This is a genomic window from Pedobacter sp. MC2016-14 (genome assembly GCF_020991475.1).
Lineage (GTDB): Bacteria > Bacteroidota > Bacteroidia > Sphingobacteriales > Sphingobacteriaceae > Pedobacter.
The window spans coordinates 372,423-391,164 of record NZ_JAJMPA010000001.1; the positions used below are offsets into that span (position 1 = coordinate 372,423).

17 protein-coding genes are annotated in these 18,742 nt (G+C 41.3%); all 17 read right to left on the reverse strand.

What is annotated here, in order from left to right; all coding sequences use genetic code 11:
* Window positions 1-9 precede the first annotated feature (9 nt).
* Entirely contained in the window at window positions 10-1,953 is a 1,944-nt protein-coding gene (locus LPB86_RS01490) for a nucleoside-diphosphate sugar epimerase/dehydratase (protein WP_230640736.1), read from the reverse strand.
* 166 nt (window positions 1,954-2,119) lie between these two features.
* A complete protein-coding gene (locus LPB86_RS01495) occupies window positions 2,120-3,088 on the reverse strand; it encodes a glycosyltransferase family 4 protein (protein ID WP_230640738.1) in 969 nt (322 codons plus the stop codon).
* Window positions 3,085-3,999, reverse strand: a complete 915-nt coding sequence (locus LPB86_RS01500; RefSeq protein ID WP_230640740.1) for an NAD-dependent epimerase/dehydratase family protein — start codon at window positions 3,997-3,999, stop codon at window positions 3,085-3,087. The genes LPB86_RS01495 and LPB86_RS01500 overlap by 4 nt, the downstream gene beginning before the upstream one ends.
* Window positions 3,996-5,258 (reverse strand): glycosyltransferase family 4 protein, encoded by a 1,263-nt coding sequence (locus LPB86_RS01505; protein WP_230640742.1) that lies wholly within the window; start codon window positions 5,256-5,258, stop codon window positions 3,996-3,998. Before LPB86_RS01505 ends, LPB86_RS01500 begins: the two co-directional genes overlap by 4 nt.
* Window positions 5,259-5,263: 5 nt before the next feature.
* Window positions 5,264-6,400 carry a non-hydrolyzing UDP-N-acetylglucosamine 2-epimerase gene (wecB, locus tag LPB86_RS01510; protein WP_230640744.1) on the reverse strand — a complete coding sequence of 379 codons (1,137 nt, stop codon included), beginning with the start codon at window positions 6,398-6,400 and terminating at the stop codon, window positions 5,264-5,266.
* A gap of 26 nt (window positions 6,401-6,426) precedes the next feature.
* Window positions 6,427-7,545, reverse strand: coding sequence for an NAD-dependent epimerase/dehydratase family protein (locus LPB86_RS01515; protein WP_230640746.1), 1,119 nt, complete (start codon window positions 7,543-7,545; stop codon window positions 6,427-6,429).
* Window positions 7,546-8,586: a polysaccharide biosynthesis protein gene (locus LPB86_RS01520; protein WP_230640748.1), complete on the reverse strand. Its 1,041-nt coding sequence runs from the start codon at window positions 8,584-8,586 to the stop codon at window positions 7,546-7,548.
* Window positions 8,587-8,589: 3 nt separating this feature from the next.
* Window positions 8,590-9,465 (reverse strand): glycosyltransferase family 2 protein, encoded by an 876-nt coding sequence (locus LPB86_RS01525; RefSeq protein WP_230640750.1) that lies wholly within the window; start codon window positions 9,463-9,465, stop codon window positions 8,590-8,592.
* A 212-nt stretch (window positions 9,466-9,677) separates the two neighbouring features.
* Window positions 9,678-10,682 carry a glycosyltransferase gene (locus LPB86_RS01530; protein WP_230640752.1) on the reverse strand — a complete coding sequence of 335 codons (1,005 nt, stop codon included), beginning with the start codon at window positions 10,680-10,682 and terminating at the stop codon, window positions 9,678-9,680.
* Entirely contained in the window at window positions 10,679-11,545 is an 867-nt protein-coding gene (locus LPB86_RS01535; RefSeq protein WP_230640754.1) for an alpha-1,2-fucosyltransferase, read from the reverse strand. The genes LPB86_RS01530 and LPB86_RS01535 overlap by 4 nt, the downstream gene beginning before the upstream one ends.
* Window positions 11,535-12,281, reverse strand: a complete 747-nt coding sequence (locus LPB86_RS01540) for a polysaccharide deacetylase family protein (RefSeq protein ID WP_230640756.1) — start codon at window positions 12,279-12,281, stop codon at window positions 11,535-11,537. Before LPB86_RS01540 ends, LPB86_RS01535 begins: the two co-directional genes overlap by 11 nt.
* Window positions 12,265-13,341 (reverse strand): glycosyltransferase family 4 protein, encoded by a 1,077-nt coding sequence (locus LPB86_RS01545; protein WP_230640758.1) that lies wholly within the window; start codon window positions 13,339-13,341, stop codon window positions 12,265-12,267. The genes LPB86_RS01540 and LPB86_RS01545 overlap by 17 nt, the downstream gene beginning before the upstream one ends.
* Window positions 13,338-14,369 carry a hypothetical protein gene (locus tag LPB86_RS01550; protein ID WP_230640760.1) on the reverse strand — a complete coding sequence of 344 codons (1,032 nt, stop codon included), beginning with the start codon at window positions 14,367-14,369 and terminating at the stop codon, window positions 13,338-13,340. The genes LPB86_RS01545 and LPB86_RS01550 overlap by 4 nt, the downstream gene beginning before the upstream one ends.
* Window positions 14,353-15,510, reverse strand: coding sequence for an O-antigen ligase (locus tag LPB86_RS01555; protein ID WP_230640762.1), 1,158 nt, complete (start codon window positions 15,508-15,510; stop codon window positions 14,353-14,355). Before LPB86_RS01555 ends, LPB86_RS01550 begins: the two co-directional genes overlap by 17 nt.
* Window positions 15,507-16,673 (reverse strand): glycosyltransferase, encoded by a 1,167-nt coding sequence (locus LPB86_RS01560; RefSeq protein ID WP_230640764.1) that lies wholly within the window; start codon window positions 16,671-16,673, stop codon window positions 15,507-15,509. Before LPB86_RS01560 ends, LPB86_RS01555 begins: the two co-directional genes overlap by 4 nt.
* Window positions 16,673-17,671, reverse strand: a complete 999-nt coding sequence (locus LPB86_RS01565) for a glycosyltransferase (RefSeq protein ID WP_230640766.1) — start codon at window positions 17,669-17,671, stop codon at window positions 16,673-16,675. Before LPB86_RS01565 ends, LPB86_RS01560 begins: the two co-directional genes overlap by 1 nt.
* Complete coding sequence (locus tag LPB86_RS01570; protein WP_230640768.1) at window positions 17,672-18,727, reverse strand: 3-oxoacyl-ACP synthase III family protein; 1,056 nt, start codon at window positions 18,725-18,727, stop codon at window positions 17,672-17,674.
* Window positions 18,728-18,742: the final 15 nt, after the last annotated feature.

Sequence of the window (18,742 nt, forward strand, 5' to 3'; positions counted from 1 at the left end):
ACAAATGTATTATAATCCCTCGGGGATTTTATCGAGATTCTCGAATTTGGAGTTCTGGCTGATGTATTCCTGAACCAGGACTTTCATATCGGCAACTACCTGCTGCTCGTCATTGTTCTTAGCTGCAGCAACCAGCGCTTTTATAGATTTGGAAACATCCGAAAATACATATTCACGCACTTTACCGATCATGATTTTTTCATGATGCGTAGGCATGGTATTTTCATTGTCGTTCAGCAGCTCTTCGTAAAGTTTTTCTCCTGGCCTTAAACCTGTAAATTCAATTTTAATGTCCTGCACAGGAACCAGGCCCGCCAATCTGATCATCTTTTTAGCCAGCTCTACAATCTTTACAGATTTACCCATGTCGAAGATGAAAATCTCCCCTCCTTTGCCCATGCATCCAGCTTCCAGTACCAATCGGCAGGCTTCGGGGATGGTCATAAAATAACGGGTAATCTCCGGATGGGTAACGGTGATGGGCCCACCCTTTTCAATCTGTTGCTTAAACCTCGGGATCACCGATCCATTAGAACCCAATACATTACCAAAACGCGTAGTGATGAATCGGGTAATCGGTTTAACCTCCATTTCATTGATGAAACTGAGGCCGTTTTGAAAAATCTGATCGGCCGAATGCAGGGAATTGTTGAGCGATTGCACATAGATTTCTGCGATGCGTTTGGATGCCCCCATTACATTGGTGGGGTTTACTGCTTTATCTGTAGAGATCATGACAAACTTCTGCACGCCATATTTAACAGACTTATCAGCGATGATTTTAGTCCCCAGTACATTGGTTTTAATGGCCTCACAAGGATTATCTTCCATCATCGGCACATGTTTATAAGCCGCAGCATGGTACACGTAATGAGGCTTATAATTGGCAAACAAATTGTCCATCCTTTTTTCATCCCTTACATCACCAATGTAAGCATGGAAATTTGTGCATTTCACGCTTTCGCTCAGTTCCAGATACAAATCATGCAGTGCACTTTCTGATTGGTCATTCAGGATGATGAGGCCTACTTCAAATTTGGTCAGCTGCCGTACAATTTCACTTCCGATAGAGCCGGCTGCGCCTGTAATGAGAATGCGTTTATCTTTGAGTTGTTTGCCGATACCTTCAATATCGATTTGAATCGCTTTCCTGTTGAGCAGGTCTTCGATATTTAGGTTTTGGATTTGTGCTGGTTTGAGCGTCCCGTTGATCCATACATCCGGCGTTGGAATGTTTAATACCTTCACATCATGTTCCAGGCAAAGGTCTACAATCTCATTTTTACGTTCTACAGGAATGGTGTATGAAGCAAAAATGATTTCATGGAGTTCATGTTTCACAATCAGGTGTTCCAGGTTTTTGGCGTCCAGGATTTTAATCCCGTCTATCGTTTTCCCGATTTTGCGTTCGTCGTCATCTACAAAAGCAATGATGTTTTTATTGATGGTATTGTCGTGGTCAAAAGTTCTTTTAGTGGCTAAACCGGCTTCTCCTGCGCCGTAGATCATAATGCCCACTGTATCCAGCTGAATATTTTTGATGTACATGAAAAAATATTTTACGAGTACCCGATAGGTAATGAGCAATAAAAAACTAACCAATCCGTTAATTACCAGTATACTGCTGGAAATGTATTGTCCATGTTCAGATGCGATAAGGCCTATGTTGATGAAGAAAAACAGCCCATTGGTGATACAAACGGAAAAAAGAATGCGGATGCTGTCTTGCGCACTGGTGTAACGGATGATGCCGGAATAGGTTTTTACCTGAAGAAAAACGATTGTAGAGATCCCTGTACCGATTAATACGTTACGGCTAAATTCTACATAATCTATCCTTGAAGGGTCAAAGTTATACCGGATGAGATAGGCCAGCGACAATGACATTCCACAGATGATGAGATCAAGTATAAAGATGATCCAGCGGGGAACGATATTAATATTTGTAAACAAGTGGGTATATATATTTGGTAAATTTAAAACAAATTTTATGCTAATGTAACAAACTTATATCCAAATTTCACAACACCGACACATAATCAACTTATAGCCAATCAATTAAAGCAACAACAAGATTGTGTAAAAATTTCGGGACGGTTAATTATGCCCGCTTATAAATTTACGCTGTAGCTTTTAAAAGACGGTTTTTCCCCTCCATATAAAACCGGATTCCCACAAAAACAGCCGTTGAGACCAGTAAAAAGAGCATTAACAAAATTGAGGCCTTGATAAAATAGTATACAATCAGGGCGTTGACCAGCAATTGTACCAGTGCATATCCGGAAGAGACATACAATTGGGGTATTTTACGTTCGTTCGCTAAATATTGGTAATAATGGGAACGGTGCGCCTCAAAAATACGCTCCCTACGGATCAGCCTGAAAATGATGGTACTTATGGTATCTAACCCATAAATCACCAGCAATAGGAGATAGCCTAAATTTCCGCTGACCAGGATCAACTCAGCGATTAAAAAAATCAGGACAAATGCAATGCCCACACTCCCTACATCGCCAGCAAAACAACGGGCACGGCTCCTGAAATTAAAAAAATTAAAGACCAGGATTGCGCCGAGGGCCGTGTAAATTAAACTGCTGCTGATAAATTCAATAACCTGCCCGTTAATATACAACAGGCTAATGAGGGTAACAAAAGCATAAGCCCCGGTAATGCCGTTAATGCCATCCATAAAATTGATGGCATTGATGATGCCGATGCTGATGACCAGGGCAGTAAGAACAAAATAAAAGGGCAGATGAAAGGCATCCAACTGGCAGAACAAAAGCCCGACAGCAATAAGGTGGAAACCAATCCTGATTTTACTGCTGATTGGATCAAGGTCGTCCAGGAAACTGATGAGGCTGATGATGAACATGCCTGCCAGGAAATAGGCGTACTGCAGACCAAAAAAGGCCGGATACAACAACATAGCCAGGGCAAAAATGATGCCCCCGCCCCTAATGGTAATTTTCGTATGCGAACTGCGGTGGTTGGGTTTATCAATGATGTTGTAATGCGCTGCCACTTTAAAATAAAGCAGTTCGGCGATAAAGAGCAATAGGATGATGCTGAGTAATGCGGTGGTCATTTGTGTTTTAAATTATGGAAAGAGTTTGCAGTAAGCTTTAAACCTTCCCTGGCACTTAAAGGCAAATCTTGTTGAAGCACCTGTTTGATTTTACTATTGTCTGCCACGTAACTTTCTGTAAGTTTTGTTAAACGCTCTGTATTTAAGGGCAGCCTTAAGGTATCGCCTAATTTTGCCAATTTACAAACCAAGCCTTTGGGCAGGAACCACAGTTTAGGCTCTTGCTGTAAAGATGCTGCCAGGATGGAAACTACCGTGGAAGTAGAAAGTGCTTCATCATCAGCAACATTGTAAATCCCGGATGGAATATGGGGATGATTCAAGATCTCCTTAATCACAAAACACAGGTTTTCTACGCTTAAAAATGAGCGCTTGTTGTCAAATGCTGCCAATGGCCATGGAATTCCCTTTTTAACAAATTGATACAGCAGGTTTAGGTTTCCTTTATTACCCGGACCGTGAATCATACAGGGACGTAAAATGTACAGAGATTTTCCTTCTGCTAAGTTTTGCGCAGCGAGGTATGTCTCGGCCTTTAACTTGGATTTGCCGTAAGCTGTCTGCGGCTTAGGCAAGCTATCTTCTTTTAATACACCGGAAAGGGTATCAGCGGCAGCTTTAACGGAACTTAAAAAGATGAATTTTGAAGCTTTTGAAAACAGGAAAGCATCATATAATTTTTTTGTGAGCACATAATTAACCGCTTCGTATTCTTCGGGATTGGAAACCCTTTTTAAGTCATGCGCTTTGGCGGCCAGGTGGATCAGCGCATCGCAACCCTCAAACAAGCTGGCATCTGGGTGTTGTAATTCAGCACGACTGATCACCTGGATTTCTATCCCAAAACGTTTTAAGTAAAGCGTTAAATTTTGTCCCACAAAACCTGTACTTCCTGTTACTGCAATTTTCATGGTTCCGGGTTTAGAAGTTGAGTAGCGAGTTGAACATATTGACGGGTAACCGCGGTATTGGAATAAGTAGCTTCAATGAGCTGGTGGCCTTTTTGACCCATTTCCTGCAGGAGTACTGGATTTGCAGCAGCAATTTGCAGGAAAGCAGAAAGCTGTTTACAATTCTCCGCAAAAGCTCCGGCATCTGCCAGAAAAGCACAGCCTGCGGGTTCCAGAAAATTATGAATCGGTGTATCTTTGCCCGACATCACTAACAATGGCTTTGCACAGGCCATAATGGTATATACCTTGGATGGAAAACCCTGTCCTTCCATATCGGGCGACATGAAAATGAAATGCAGATCGGCATAAGCAATCAGTGCAGGCATCTGTTCCCTATTCTGGTAAGGTACCAGGTGCACATTTGTTAGCTTATGTATGCTGATTTGCTGTTCCAGGTAAGCTTTCATCACCCCTTCGCCAATGACCCAAAATTCAATGGCTTGTTGAATCAGCTCTTTTGCAAGATATAATAAGGGCGCCCAGTCTTGCGCATGTCCGATGTTACCAGCATACATCACTTTCAAAACCTTATTATTTTCAGGAAAAAAAACCTGATTTAATTCGGATGAAATACCAGGTTTAAATAAAGAGGTATCTACAAAATTAGGGATGATGTGCAATTTAGAACGCTTTTTGAAACGAGGTGCGATGGTATCGTAAAAAACGGCATCTATCGTAGTAACGGCATCTGAGCTGTTGTAAACCCTTCGCTCCATTGATTTGAGCAGGCTAATGACTGGTTTTAACTTTAAACTGCCCTGGTTAATGAGGAAGTCTGGATAGATTTCCTGCACATTGTAGACCACCTTTGCCCCTTTTAGCTTGCCTATCAACAAATTAATTAGACCGATGCTAAGCGGTGGGGAGGGTGAGAGGATCAATGCGATGTTTTTTTGCAACAGGCCCAGGATAAGCGATAACATATGCCAGTACATAAATCCAAAGATGCGCAACAAACTACTTTTGAATTTCTTTTGAGGGACATGGACCACGCGGATTCCCTGGTAGTCACTTTCATAATACAAACCTGCCCAACGCTTTTTAAGCGGCTGTGTGGCCAGGACATCGGGCAATACATTGTAATGTGGTGTGGTAGTTAACACCACCACTTCATATCCGCTGGCTGCAAATTCCAGGGCAATATCATTGTACAGATAGGCAGTAGAAACGCCATCCGGACTAAATACAATGGAATGCAGGAGGATCTTTTTTTTCATATTTTTTACTCAGACCAGACTACTCTTTTGATGTAATCTACATAACTGATGATGATGCGGACCATCTTGTCAGACACATTAGGCATGCTATAATCGGCTACTCTCCTAAAGTTGCGTTCTGTTCCTCGCTTTTGATATTGCAACTGTACCAGGGCCTGCATAATGCGCTCCGGATTCATACCAACCATCATAACGGAAGCTTCTTCCATTGCTTCTGGTCGCTCATGGGCATCCCGAAGGTTTAAAGCCGGGAAATTGAGGGTTGAAGATTCTTCAGAGATCGTACCGCTATCAGACAGTACTACATAAGAATTCATTTGCAAAGCATTGTAATCGTTGAAACCCATGGGTTTAAGAAACTGGATTTCAGGTCGCATGGCTATCTTTTTCGCTTCGATCATGTTGCGGGTCCTTGGGTGCGTGCTCACAATGATGGGATAACCATACTTTTCCGCAATGAGGTTTAAACTTTCCATCAGGCGACTAAAGTTTTTTTCGCTGCTGATGTTTTCTTCACGGTGGGAGGAAACCACGAAATACTTTTCTGCCTCCAGGTTTAAGCGTTCCAGCACCGTTGAAGCCTCAATTTGCGGAAGGTAATGGTTCAGCACTTCAAACATGGGCGAGCCGGTTTTGATGATGCGATCGGCCGGTAAACCCTCCCTCAACAGGTATTCGCGCGCGATATCACTATAGGTCAGGTTCACATCAGAGATGTGGTCTACAATTTTACGGTTGGTTTCTTCGGGTACGCGCTGGTCGAAGCAACGGTTCCCTGCTTCCATATGGAAAATAGGGATATGGCGTTTTTTTGCCGGAATGGCGCAAAGGCAGGAATTGGTATCCCCTAGTACTAAAAAAGCATCTGGCTTTTCGCTTTCCAGTAAAGGATCTATTTTGATAAGGATTTGACCTACCGTTTCTGTGGCCGTTTTACCCGCGGCATCCAAAAAGAAATCGGGCTTACGGATGGCAAGGTCATCAAAAAAGATTTGGTTCAGCTCGTAATCGTAATTCTGACCGGTATGCACAATAACATGTTCTATGGCCTCAGAGGCATCTAAAGCAGCCATTACCCGGGCCAGTCGGATGATTTCGGGCCTGGTGCCCACTACGGTCATTACTTTTAATTTAGCTTTCATAGGTATCAGGCAAAAACGTGGTAAAATTATACAGTTTCAAAATAAGTATCGGGATCATTGGGATCGTAAAACTCGTTGATCCAGAAATTGGTCAGCAATTCTTCTTCGCCAATGTTTTTAATGTTATGGGTAAACCAGATGGGCATGTCTACATAGGCAGGTGAATTGCCATCCAGGTAAAAGTTAAGTACTTCGGTACCGCCTATTTTACGCAACTGAATCAGTGCCTTGCCTTTGATGACAGCAAAACGTTCTATTTTACGGGTATGGTAGTGGTTGCCCCTGGTAATGCCGGGGACAGTTGTAGAAAAGGAAACCTGGCCGCCTGCATTTAAGCGGATGATTTCTACGAAAGCCCCCCGCTCATCGGTATGTTTGGTATAAGCAACAGGATAATGCGTACCGTGATCAATATATCCCCGAAAGGTATTGAACAGGTTGAGTTCAAAGTTTGAATTTAATGCAGGGATGATGCCTTGCATAAGGTACTGGGTTTTGTAAGTTTCTAAAAGTTCCAGTACTTCCGACACCTTCTTTTCTTCAGTTGCAAAAACAGCCTGCTGCGTACTTTCCTTTCCTGCCCTGATCAGCAACAAGATCTGATTGACCACATCGCCAACATAAATGAGTTTGACCAGACTATCATTTAGGATCACAGGTTGCGCATTGTGTGTAAGCTGATGGCAAAAGGTAGCGACAAATGAATTGTAATAAGGCTGTCCGAAGGGGCCGAAGACATTCGGGATGAGCATTCCGCTCAGCTTAGCATCAGTTGCACCGGCCCATTGTTCCAGCATTTCCCGGCCTTCTTTTTTACTTTTCCCGTATAGGTTATCCAGTCCTTCCTGGGAAGAGGAAGAAAAAAGTACATGTGCTTTGCTATTGGTATAATTTAAGGCATCAATAAGTTTTGTAACCAGGTTGATGTTGGTATTGTAAATCTGGTTGGGATCGTTGTGCCTATTAACTGCAGCCAGGTGCACAATGACATCACATTGGGCAACAAAATTGGTTAAAGCCTGCTGATCTTCAAAATAGCTGCGCTTAAATTCAATGCGTTCAAACTCTTGCGGGTATAATCCAAGGGTGTTGTAAAGGTGCTGGCCGATAAAACCTGACTGTCCGGTGATGCCTATTTTAATCATTTATCCTGGGTATTGTACGGCACTATTGTCTCCAAACACTTCCTTGCGGATGAGTGGCAAAGTACTTAATAATTTTTTCATTCCCTCCACGTCCAGCTGTTCGGTATTGTGCGAATGGTAATCTTCTACACTGGAAATATCGGTTTCCCCTTCAGTAAAATACTGGTTGTAATTGAGGTTGCGGTTATCGGCCGGGATCCGGTAAAAATCGCCCATATCCTGTGCTTTGGTCATTTCTTCACGGGTGCACAGGGTTTCGTACAATTTTTCGCCATGGCGGGTACCAATGATTTTTACTTCAGTATCTTTTTTGCACAGTTGCTTTAAAGCTTCTGCCAAATCGCCTATGGTGCCTGCGGGAGCCTTATTGACAAAAAGATCGCCCTGGTTGCCATGCTCAAAAGCAAAAAGCACCAGTTCTACGGCCTCGTCAAGCGACATTAAAAAGCGGGTCATTTTAGGGTCCGTAATGGTAATGGTTGCCCCTTCCTGAATTTGCTTTAAGAACAAAGGAATTACCGAACCCCGGGAAGCCATGACATTGCCATAACGGGTTAAACACACGGTAGTGGTATCGTTAATGATGTTTCTGGATGCCGCAATGGCTACTTTTTCCATCAAAGCTTTTGATATACCCATGGCATTGATGGGATAAGCGGCTTTATCTGTACTGAGGCAAATTACCTTTTCCACGTTATTGGCTACAGCAGCATCTATTACATTTTGGGTACCGAATACGTTGGTCTTGGTAGCCTCCAGCGGAAAAAACTCGCAGGAGGGCACTTGTTTTAAAGCGGCGGCATGGAAAACATAGTCTACCCCACGCATGGCTTTCTCTACACTGCCGTAATCCCTTACATCACCAATATAAAACTTCAGCTTCTCATTTTTAAGCTGGGTGCGCATGTCATCCTGCTTTTTCTCATCCCTGCTAAAAATCCTGATTTCTTTAAAATGATCTGTATGCAAAAAACGGTTTAATACGGCATTTCCAAAGGAGCCCGTACCACCCGTGATCAACAAGGTTCTATCTTTTAACATATGTTATAATTCTATGCTGTACCTTGTTTTAAGGTAAGCCTTAATTTTAAATTTATCATTTCCGCAGGCCTTTTCTATTTCTACCAACATGGCATCAACCAGTGTACGGTACCACCAGCCCTGCAAAAAATGCCTGATGAAACCTTCCCTGCCATCCAGAAAACCGAGCTTAAAGACATACCGCAACAGGAAATAGAAAAATGACCGGTAAAATAGTGGTAGTTTGGCGTAAAAGTTCTTTTTACCGGCCCCCTGGCCAGCATGGGTATTTGCCGGGATTAAGCCTAAACGGTTGTCAAGAATGTTGATGACCTCCCGGATGGCGTAATCGTTGTGTTTAGCGGTCCAGTGACCGATGGTGTTGAGGTTGTCATCCAGGAAACTCGCTTTAAAAGTTACGCTCTGCCCCTCCTGCAATACCAAATGTTCATCCATCCAGCTCTCCGCATAACGCGCTTTATTGCTCCGGAATAGTCTTAAGATTTCTACCTTATCTACGCCATGCCGGATTTGCCTGCCCATAAAAATCAGTTTTCTATCTAAGTAAACACCATTTACAGGTTCCTTTAATGCAGGAAGCTTTTCTTTAATCTCTTCAATGAGTTCTGTTGTGAGGTATTCATCCGCATCCAGCCTCAAAATCCATTCAGTTTCTAAATTCAGATTGTCTAATGCCCAATTAAATTGTGCGGCCTGGTTACCCGGCCATTGATTTTGTACCACTAATGCACCTGCTGCTGTTGCAATTTGCGCAGTCTGATCTGTAGAGTAACTATCTACAACAAATATTTTTAGCGTTAAACCCTTAATTTTTTCTATGCAGCGTTCGATGTGCAGGGCTTCATTAAAGGTTAAAACTATTACACTTACATCAGGCATTTATTTGGGTTTGTGGTCAAAAATACAAAATATTGGGGAGCATGCATCAGAGCCTGTTTAAATTTACATGATGAAATTGGTTATAGCTTAATTTTGAGCGAAACGAGGCTTGTTTTCGAGGAGATAGCGGGGCTTCTACCTCGAGAACATATAACGATGTTGTAACCAAAAAGAAGCATAGGCAAATAATTAGGTAAATTGAAAATAGGCTCTTAAGATTGTAACAAGTTTATGAGCTGATCAATTTGGTTAAACACCAGCTGTTTGCTCTTTTGGTATTTACCCTTTGTAGCTTGTTCAAAAGCCCCGGCCATATCCTGGGTATTTAAAGGATTGAAAGTAAGGGCGGGTTTGCAAATGGCCTGCACATAAGGCAAATCTGCCGCAATGATTTCACAGCCATATTCCAGGGCCTCTACCAGTCCAAGGCCAAAACTTTCGGCCAATGATGGATAGACGACAAAAGCAGATTGACTATACAATTTGGCAAGCTCTTTTTGTGCCAGAAAACCATGGTTGATGATGGGGACGCCTTGTTGCTGAAGTTGCGCAATTTGCTGAAGCAAGGCTGGAAACTGATCGTTAACCGTAAGGTTCAATTGCCCGGTCTTGTTTTTATGATAAAACAGCTGAAATGCCTCCAGCAAGCGCTGGTGGTTTTTATAACTGGCAGGCAAACTTACGTAAGTAAAACTATTGGGAATCCGCGTGGTATTGGGCAGCGCTGTTGCAGCGGGGTAAAATGGAAGTACCTTTAATTGCTGCTCTTTTAATTGGTATTTATGCTGTAATTGGCTTTTTACACTTTCGGATTGTACCAGCCAGTAATCGCTATTGCCTTTGAGCAGGCGGGATACGGCTGATTTGAGCCTGGCCATCAGCGTAAATTTGAAACCACTGTTTTTGGGCACTTTAAGGTACAACAACTGATGAAAATAGGTATATACTTTTGCATTAAGCCGGATGGTTGGCGGGATGCTGGCAAAACACAATACACTGCTGAAATTTTCCTGATGGCTTTTGTAAAAAACATGCCTGGTTTTTAAGCCTGCAGTTAAGTAAGTACAGGTATTTTCAATGTGGGGATGCTTTCCCTGTATCCTCTCATCCAACAAATAATGCACCGCTAAGCCACTTCGCTCCAGGCTTTGGATCAGGTAATCCAGCAGGACTTTACCTCCGCCCATATTGATATATACAGCGTCGATCAGGATCATGAGGGCTCATTTAACACTTTGATGATCCCTTGTTCTATTTCTTCCAGCGGCTGTTCGGTATAAACCCATTCATGTTCAGAATTATCCAGCACCGCAGGAAAATGTCTCCTAAAAAATAAAACAGGCACCTGACCCAGGTAAGCGCCCCAGGCAGAAAAAGTAGAATCGGAGGCAATGATGAACTTTGCCTTTGAAAGTACAAGTATATCTGCAATGGCATTACCATAGAAAGCCATAACTGTGTTAGGAAAATTTAAAACCGGCTCCAGTTCTTCGGGCAAGCCATCTGAAAAGATGAAAAAGCGAACGGGCTTTTTACTACTGGAGGCCACCAAGGCCATCGCTTGCAAATACCAATCTATGGATACACGTCCTGCGGGATCATAATCGCCCAGGCGGATGTGCAGGCCAATGAAATCTTGCTCTGCTTGCTGGTAGGCCTGTAAAGTTTTGTTGCTGACAATGCTGAGCAGGTGTTTTTTAATAAAGGTATGCTGTCCGGTTAAGTCTTTAAAATAATTACCCAAGCCCTGCACAGTAATTAATCCGCTGCTTACCCTAGCGGGATCGGTATCTTCGGGCAGCATTTTTTGGCTGAGCAGGAGCCAGTGTTTACTGAAGCCCTGGATGCCAAAGGATTTAAACAAGCCATTGTAATGTCTTTTGTCTTTTTCTTTGCGCAGGTAAGGGCCGATATTGAACTGCAGCCAGCTGGGATTGATGATTTTTAAATGGTGACGCTCTGCCAATACCAAGGCCCTGGCATACATGAAAAGGCAATTGGCTAAACCAGCACCCCGAAAACGAATGATAAAGTGGTATAGCGAATGGAGCTTGGGATAGACTATTACTTTATTGTTCATGGTAGTGCTGTTGGGTATAACGTTTTTTATAGATATCCAGCCCGCCCAGCAAAATGCATTTAAGGTTGAAGGGAGAGGCAAACTGTACCAGGTTTCTGTATTGTACCTTAAATTGGTTTTTTTCCTGGTGGTATCCGGGAATGCTGGAATACAATGCAGTGTAACCTTGCTGAAAGGCAGTGTTTACCGCTTTATCGTTAAAAAAGCCTTTTGGAAAGCAAATTTCCGTAACCGGCTGTTCCAATATATTTTCAAGCAGGTCTTTGGAGGTACTGAATTCTTGCTGGAGCTGTGGGATATTGAGCAGATTGAGGTCTGGATGAGTGTGGGTATGGGATTGAAACCTGAAGCCTTCGGCCTGGAGTTTTCTAATTTCCTGTACCGTCATGTACTTCTCTGTTCCGATACTGGCAGTAATGAGAAAAATGGTAGGTTTTAAACCTTGCTGAATGAAGAAATGCCTGTTTTTATATACGCCTGCGTAACCATCGTCAAAGCTAATTTGGATTTGATTTTTGGCCTGGGTAATTACATCAACAATCTCAAAGCCGTTTTCGCGGATGATTGCTACGTGTTGTGCAAAAAGCCGCATTGGCGTAGACATGGGGGTTTCGGCTATTTCCTGATCCTGGTGCACATCATGGTAGTACAATACCTTGCTCTTGCGGTTATGGTACAGCAATTTACCCAACAACAAACCTCCTGAATACACAAATGACTTAATGGCTTTTAACATAATTAAGGATCTTGTTTAAACTTTCTATGTAGGTATGATAATTCCAGTGTTGCATCATAAAATCCTGCGCATTTTTGCCATTGCTATAGATTTGATGAGGGTGTTCTATAATGTCTGCCAGGCTTTCTGTTAAGTCTTGCTGGTTGTTGTTTTCAAAAATCCAGCCGGAATCGGTATTGGAGAGTAAATCATGGGAAGCACCAACCTCATCACTGCAAACTACAGCCATACCAGCCGCCATGGCCTCGTTGACCACCAATCCCCAGGGCTCAAAAATAGAGGGTAAAATGAGCACATGGTTATTTTTATAGAACACCAACAGTTCTGCGCCGAACTTTTTACCATGTAGGCTGATCTCGGGAATGTCTTTTACTAACATTTCAATTTCTGCCCCTTGCGGCCCATCGCCAACAAGATCCAACTGTATATTTTTATACGAAACAAGCAAAGTTTTAAAAGCGGCAACAAGCAGGGGGATATTTTTTTCTGGTGCCAGCCTGGCTACACATAAAAACTTAATTGTCCCCTCAGGATCAGACATATCATTAGACAATGGCTTGTAATATTTTGCATTATCTACCATCATGGGCAGGGTGAAAATGCGGGTTTCGCACATGCCGTAATTTATAAACAAATCATAGTGTTTGCCATGACCTCCAGGAAAGCCTAATACATGAGGGCAGGAAAACACCAGCTTAAGCCAGATGGATTTGAGCAATCCCTTAATGCCCCTACGCTCATAATAGGGCGTATCGGATTCTATCCCAACATGGCAGGAGTTGAAAAAGCCAAAGATCCACAGGAAAATAAAGGGTAGATGGTTGTAGCCGTTAACGATGATAAGACTGTATTGGCGACTGCATTTCCAAAGATAAGCCATGTTGCTGAATGGGCTGTGTTGGTCAAAAAAACGCGATGCAGCACTGCTGATTTGGCCTGATGCCGCAGCAGCAGAATTTGAGTAAAGGAAGGAATAACTGATGCCCACTTTATGGTGCACGTTTTCTATCAGGTCCTGTGTATAATTTGCAGGCTCTACAAATATGGTATGAACCTTCATTTCTTTTCCCTGATTAGTCGCTTTAGAAATAATTTAATGGGATAGAAATTAACAAAAAAGAAGTCCCATTTGGATTTACTGTAGCGCAGGTTGTAGAGGTTTTCTATAACCGGTAGGAATTTGAGTTTAAAATCATAATTTCCTCTTCCGAAACTAAAGCGATAAGGCTCTTGATGTTCTATCTGACTGATAAAATCCAGATAGGTGCTAAGGTTGATGTATTGGACGCGATCGTTAAATAAGGTAATCCAGAAAGTGAATGATTTTTGATGCTGATTGCTGAATACGAAGACGATGGATAACAGCTCATTTTGGTCCCATTTAGAAATCAGGATCATTTCTCCGGCTTCGTACATTTTTTTGCTGAAGCTGATGAACTGTTCATCGAAGAATGATTGATCCCGCAATCCGCTTTGGATCATGTGGTTCCTGAGGTCCTGAATTTTTTGGACTGGAAAATCTTCAGGATGTGTAAAGGTTTTAAAGGCATAATTACTAGTTTTCCCTTGTACTCTTTTTAACTCACTTCTGAATTTGGATTTTAAAGTGCCGAAATAACCCTTGTCTTTTTCTGCACTTACATAAGAATGGTTATTGTAAGAGGAAGCAATAATGCCGCTATTAAAAAACTGCTTCAAATAGTTTAACAAACCGTCATTGGGCAACAGGTTATCAAAATCAAGTCTTTTGATTTTTGGCTCGGATAGGATTTGCTTTGCAAACTCTTTAAAAAATTCAATATCGGGCTGTTGCCCAACAATTCCGCAGTAATCGGTATGGCGATCGAATATAAATTTAAGTGTATGGGCAGCATCAATGTATAAGGGCAGATAAGCAACAATTTCCTCTTTGACAGCGTAGATGACAAAGTAAAGCTGATTGCGTTGTTCTTTGGATAAAAATTCCTGATAAGCATTAAATAAAAAAGCGGGGCTGCAGAAAGAAAGGCAGCTATGCTTTCGGTACGCTTCGCCCAAAACTTCCTCCTTCTGCTCAAGCTCAGCAATGTCATTAATGATCTGCAGCATGATTTAATTTTTGAGTAGAGAAATAATTAAGCGATACAGTGCCAATAAAAAACCAATAAAGCAGCGTTACAAATTCATTCACTCCCACAATAAGCGTTTCAAAAAAGCCATTGACCATGATGAGCAATAAAAAGTAATAACCAAATCGGATATACCGATCCGGGCTTTTATAGGATTTCCTGTAAGTGCGCCATAAAAATCTAGTCAGAATCAATAAGAATATAATCCCAAAAAACGCACCATACATGATGCCGATAGATATATAGGTGTTATGGGGACCTAAAGTTTCTCCGACAGCCTTTGAATACTTTGGGTTTGCCCAACCATACCTGTCCAGACCGAAGCCAAATACCGGACTATCGTTAAATGTGCGCATCCCACTTCTAAATACATCTTCCCTGGATGAAAAAGCACCCTCACTACTTTCCAAGCGATCGAGCGCAGTCTTATGCCCTATAAACGTCATTATTAGCATTGAAAACATAAATAAGGCGGCCATACCTACACTTCTTAAGGTGATGCCCCAATTTAAAAAACCCACAACAACAATACCTAGTAAAGCTGCCTTGGATCCTGAGAGCAAACTTACTAACAAGAAGATAACCGCAAGCGTAAGGTCTTTTTTATCCTTTTGCCAACCCTTGTTAAAAGTAATGATGGAAAACAGACCCAACAGACCAAAAAGACCAACATCATTCGAATTGTAACCGATGGATAAACGTCCGTCATCCAATGCCGACTTCCCAAGAAAGGCACCGGTGACCAGCATAAAGAGAAGGACATATTTAAAGTACTTTACGATCACCGTTTTATAAAATTCTTCGTTATAGACCAGCCCAAGAATGATCAGATTAAATGACGCATATTTTGTAAAAAAATAAAGTATTGCCTTAAACTCTGTTGGGCTGAACAACATTAAATGGACAAAATTTAACAAATTAACAAGGTGAAATACCCAAAAAACTTTTAATGACTCCCCACTATAGATAACTTTTAGGTAAAAAGGAAGACAAAGTATCCCTATCAGCATTACTACAAGAAAAATAACATTGATCACCGCTCCGGGCAAAATAAACATGAGTTTATAGAACAAGGTGACAAGTAAATAAACCCCGATGCCGTATTTTACTAAAAAGTTCATGTTACAGTTATACTAGTCATAAAATTCCTTATTTGAAAGTCGATATCTATATTATGCATCAGTTCAGGCCTAAAGTCACGATGGTTAAAGAAGTACTCAATTTGATCAGCAAGCCCCTTAATGTCTTCTTTTTTCATCAGCTGGTGCCTGGAGTTTGCAAATGTAACTAATTCTGCAATGCCCTGCCCTTCTACGGCAATAAAAGGAACCCCGCATGCATAAGCTTCAGTATACACACAACCAAAAGCCTCATCATACGAAGGCAGTACAAATAAATCCAGGCTGTTGTAAAAAGCATTAAGCTGTGTATGGTCAAGCGTAGGGAGAAAGTGCACAACCGAAGACAGCCCGTTTTCATTTACATATGCAATACAGGTGTTCAACATCTGACCTGAACCTATAAGTTTTAGCCGGATGCAATCGTATTTTTGGCTTTTAGAACGTAAAATACGCAGGGCTTTAAGGAGTGACAATTGATCTTTAATTGCCCAGAAGTTGCCAACGCAGCCAATGGTAAAGTAATTTTGGTCTTTTAAACCAGCGATGGGGTAAAATTTTAATGGATCTGTACCATTATAAAGCACGAGTTCCTTTTTAGGTTGATACCCGGGTATTTGATTTAAGTGGCTTAGCGTCTGTTTACTTACGCCTACATTCCATGTGGCTTTATTTAGCACAGGCACATGAAATTTATTAATCCATAGCGCATTTAATTTTTGCAGCCATTTTTGCTGAAAGCATCCATTGGTATAACCCATGACATCAAAACCATGGTGCTGAACGATAGACTTAGCCCCTATTTTTTGAGCAAGGAGGACAGCAAGCAAACCGGATGGATAAGTGACATGACCATGAATAAATTTAATGGTGCTGAGGTTGTTGTCCGTTAACATCTTCATTAACGACAACAAATTTTTAATATTTTTTTGCAGAAAAAGACCCGGCAAAATAAAGGAAGGCAAATCAACCAAGCTGATTTCGTTCACAAATATACCTTGATATATGTAAGGGATGGCAGCTCTATTGCCCACAATCTTAATTACGATGAGCTCATATTGTGCTGTCTTTTGAATGGCCTTTACCTGATCGTATATGTAAGGGCCTACAAAATCATCATCTGTAGGAAAGAATGGAGTTATGATAACGTATTTTTCCTTCATCATTATCCGCGCATTTTAGTCTCAGTCAATAACTGAATTTTATCAATCAACTTTATAGCGGCACTTTCTGAATTAAAAACCTTTAAAAGGTTAAATCTTAAATAGTGAAGATAATTTTTAGTATTCCAAAATAGTCTGGTTATAAATTTCTTCTTTTCAGCTTCACCCATCCGGGCATATAAAAAGGAATACTTTTTATAAAAGGCAAGTTCATATTCAGCCTTTCTGTGCTCATCCAGGAAGAAAAGCGCTTGCTTTTTAGCATTCTCTATAAAAAGAATTTTCTTTTTTGGATCAGCAGATTGTGAGGCAGACTCTTCTAAAATTCGATAAACACCCGTTACTTCATTGATCAGTTTAATTTTACTGTTCATGGAAAACCAAATCCAAATTGGATAATCTGAAACTAAATAAGCATCCTTTTGAACATCAATTAATGAAAGATAACGCAGCATCATTTCTGCCCTTAAACAAACCGTTAAGGTGCAAATTGGATTGTTCTTAAAAATTAAATACTCAAACAGATTTTCATCATCGTTAATTATCCTTGAGAGCTCACTAAAAGTTTGATCTTTTTCCAGAAAGATTTTATTATTGGTGTGCACCAAACCATAGTCTCTATTGGCCTCCAGAAAATCAACCTGTTTTTGTAATTTTAAGGAATCTGTCCAGTAATCATCGCCTTCGCAAAGTGCTATATATTTACCTTTGCAATGATTAAAGGCGAACACAACATTGGCAGCAGCGCCAATGTTAGGACTATGCCTGAAATACTTTATTCTTCGTGCTGCTGGATGCGAGCTTGTTAAGGCTGCTATTACAGCACTGGTGCTGTCAGGGGAGCAATCATCAGCTATGATCAGTTCATATTCAAAGCCCGTTTCCTGCGCAAGAATACACTCCACAGCTTGTTTGATAAAAGCTTCATGCTTATAGGTGATCATGAGAACCGAAACCATGACGGCTGATGTTTGGTTACCTTCCATTTTTACTATTGACAATTACAGCTCTGTAAAAATTAATGGAGTATCCTGTTTTATCTTTACATACATAGTCCCCCATGATAATCCTACGCCAAATCCAGAAAAGATAAGTTTGCCTTTATCATTTTTTATGGCATCCCTTAATTCGGTTACTACGGTTAGGGGTATAGACGCAGAAGAGGTATTGCCAAATTTTTTTAGTGAAGCGGGAACTTTTTCAATTGGAATGTTAAGTTTTGAGGCGATTTTAGTGTTCATCATCTTATTAGCCTGATGAAACACATAATAGTCGATCTCATCTTTTTGTATACCGAAATGATCGATCAGGTTATTGACTGTTTTTGGCGCCTGGGATATCCCGAAATAGAAAACATTGATGCCATCCAGGTGAACATGATACTTACTTTTGCTGACTCCAGGAGCTATCTCAGTCTCAATCACGGAATCGGTATCAGCTCTACGCCTGGAACCACCATGCGGGATAAAGATTGACTCATAACCACTACCATCTGTGCCCACATCAAATAATAATTCACCTGAGTTTTCTTCTATTTGTAATGCGGTGGCTGTACCAGCATCCCCAAACAAAGGGAAGGTAGTCTTGTCATTTTTAGAAACAATTTTACTGCAGGTATCTCCAGCCAGTAAAAGGCCTTTTTTTATCCCAAAGCTGTTCATCAGACCTGTGATAATAGAAAGTCCATAAACATAGCCAGAACAGCCTAAAGTGACATCGAAAGCCATGCAGGTTTTAGATAAGCCAAGGCGGTCTTGCAAAATAGAGGAGGTACCAGGTACAATATGATCTCCGGTTAGGGTAACAAAGACTAAAATTTGGATATCTTCTTTCTTCCAGTCCAGGGCTTCAATTAATTTATTCCCTGCCTCAATACACAAATCTGATGCACAAATATCTTTCAAGGCGATACGACGCTCTTCAATGCCCGTTGCATTAATAAATTTCTCGGCATCACCTTGAAAAAGATGATCCAGATTTCGGTTATTACTTTTATTTTCAGGAACACAGCATGATATTCCTTTTATTGCAATGTTATGAATTGAAAAATTTGCCATAGGAAATATTGGATG

Bases quoted from the DNA above. Each gene is read 5' to 3' on its own strand.
- LPB86_RS01495 (WP_230640738.1), bottom strand. From the start codon at position 3,088: ATGACCACCGCATTACTCAGCATCATCCTATTGCTCTTTATCGCCGAA.
- LPB86_RS01500 (WP_230640740.1), bottom strand. From the start codon at position 3,999: ATGAAAATTGCAGTAACAGGAAGTACAGGTTTTGTGGGACAAAATTTA.
- LPB86_RS01505 (WP_230640742.1), bottom strand. From the start codon at position 5,258: ATGAAAAAAAAGATCCTCCTGCATTCCATTGTATTTAGTCCGGATGGC.
- wecB (WP_230640744.1), bottom strand. From the start codon at position 6,400: ATGAAAGCTAAATTAAAAGTAATGACCGTAGTGGGCACCAGGCCCGAA.
- LPB86_RS01515 (WP_230640746.1), bottom strand. From the start codon at position 7,545: ATGATTAAAATAGGCATCACCGGACAGTCAGGTTTTATCGGCCAGCAC.
- LPB86_RS01520 (WP_230640748.1), bottom strand. From the start codon at position 8,586: ATGTTAAAAGATAGAACCTTGTTGATCACGGGTGGTACGGGCTCCTTT.
- LPB86_RS01525 (WP_230640750.1), bottom strand. From the start codon at position 9,465: ATGCCTGATGTAAGTGTAATAGTTTTAACCTTTAATGAAGCCCTGCAC.
- LPB86_RS01530 (WP_230640752.1), bottom strand. From the start codon at position 10,682: ATGATCCTGATCGACGCTGTATATATCAATATGGGCGGAGGTAAAGTC.
- LPB86_RS01535 (WP_230640754.1), bottom strand. From the start codon at position 11,545: ATGAACAATAAAGTAATAGTCTATCCCAAGCTCCATTCGCTATACCAC.
- LPB86_RS01540 (WP_230640756.1), bottom strand. From the start codon at position 12,281: ATGTTAAAAGCCATTAAGTCATTTGTGTATTCAGGAGGTTTGTTGTTG.
- LPB86_RS01545 (WP_230640758.1), bottom strand. From the start codon at position 13,341: ATGAAGGTTCATACCATATTTGTAGAGCCTGCAAATTATACACAGGAC.
- LPB86_RS01550 (WP_230640760.1), bottom strand. From the start codon at position 14,369: ATGCTGCAGATCATTAATGACATTGCTGAGCTTGAGCAGAAGGAGGAA.
- LPB86_RS01555 (WP_230640762.1), bottom strand. From the start codon at position 15,510: ATGAACTTTTTAGTAAAATACGGCATCGGGGTTTATTTACTTGTCACC.
- LPB86_RS01560 (WP_230640764.1), bottom strand. From the start codon at position 16,673: ATGATGAAGGAAAAATACGTTATCATAACTCCATTCTTTCCTACAGAT.
- LPB86_RS01570 (WP_230640768.1), bottom strand. From the start codon at position 18,727: ATGGCAAATTTTTCAATTCATAACATTGCAATAAAAGGAATATCATGC.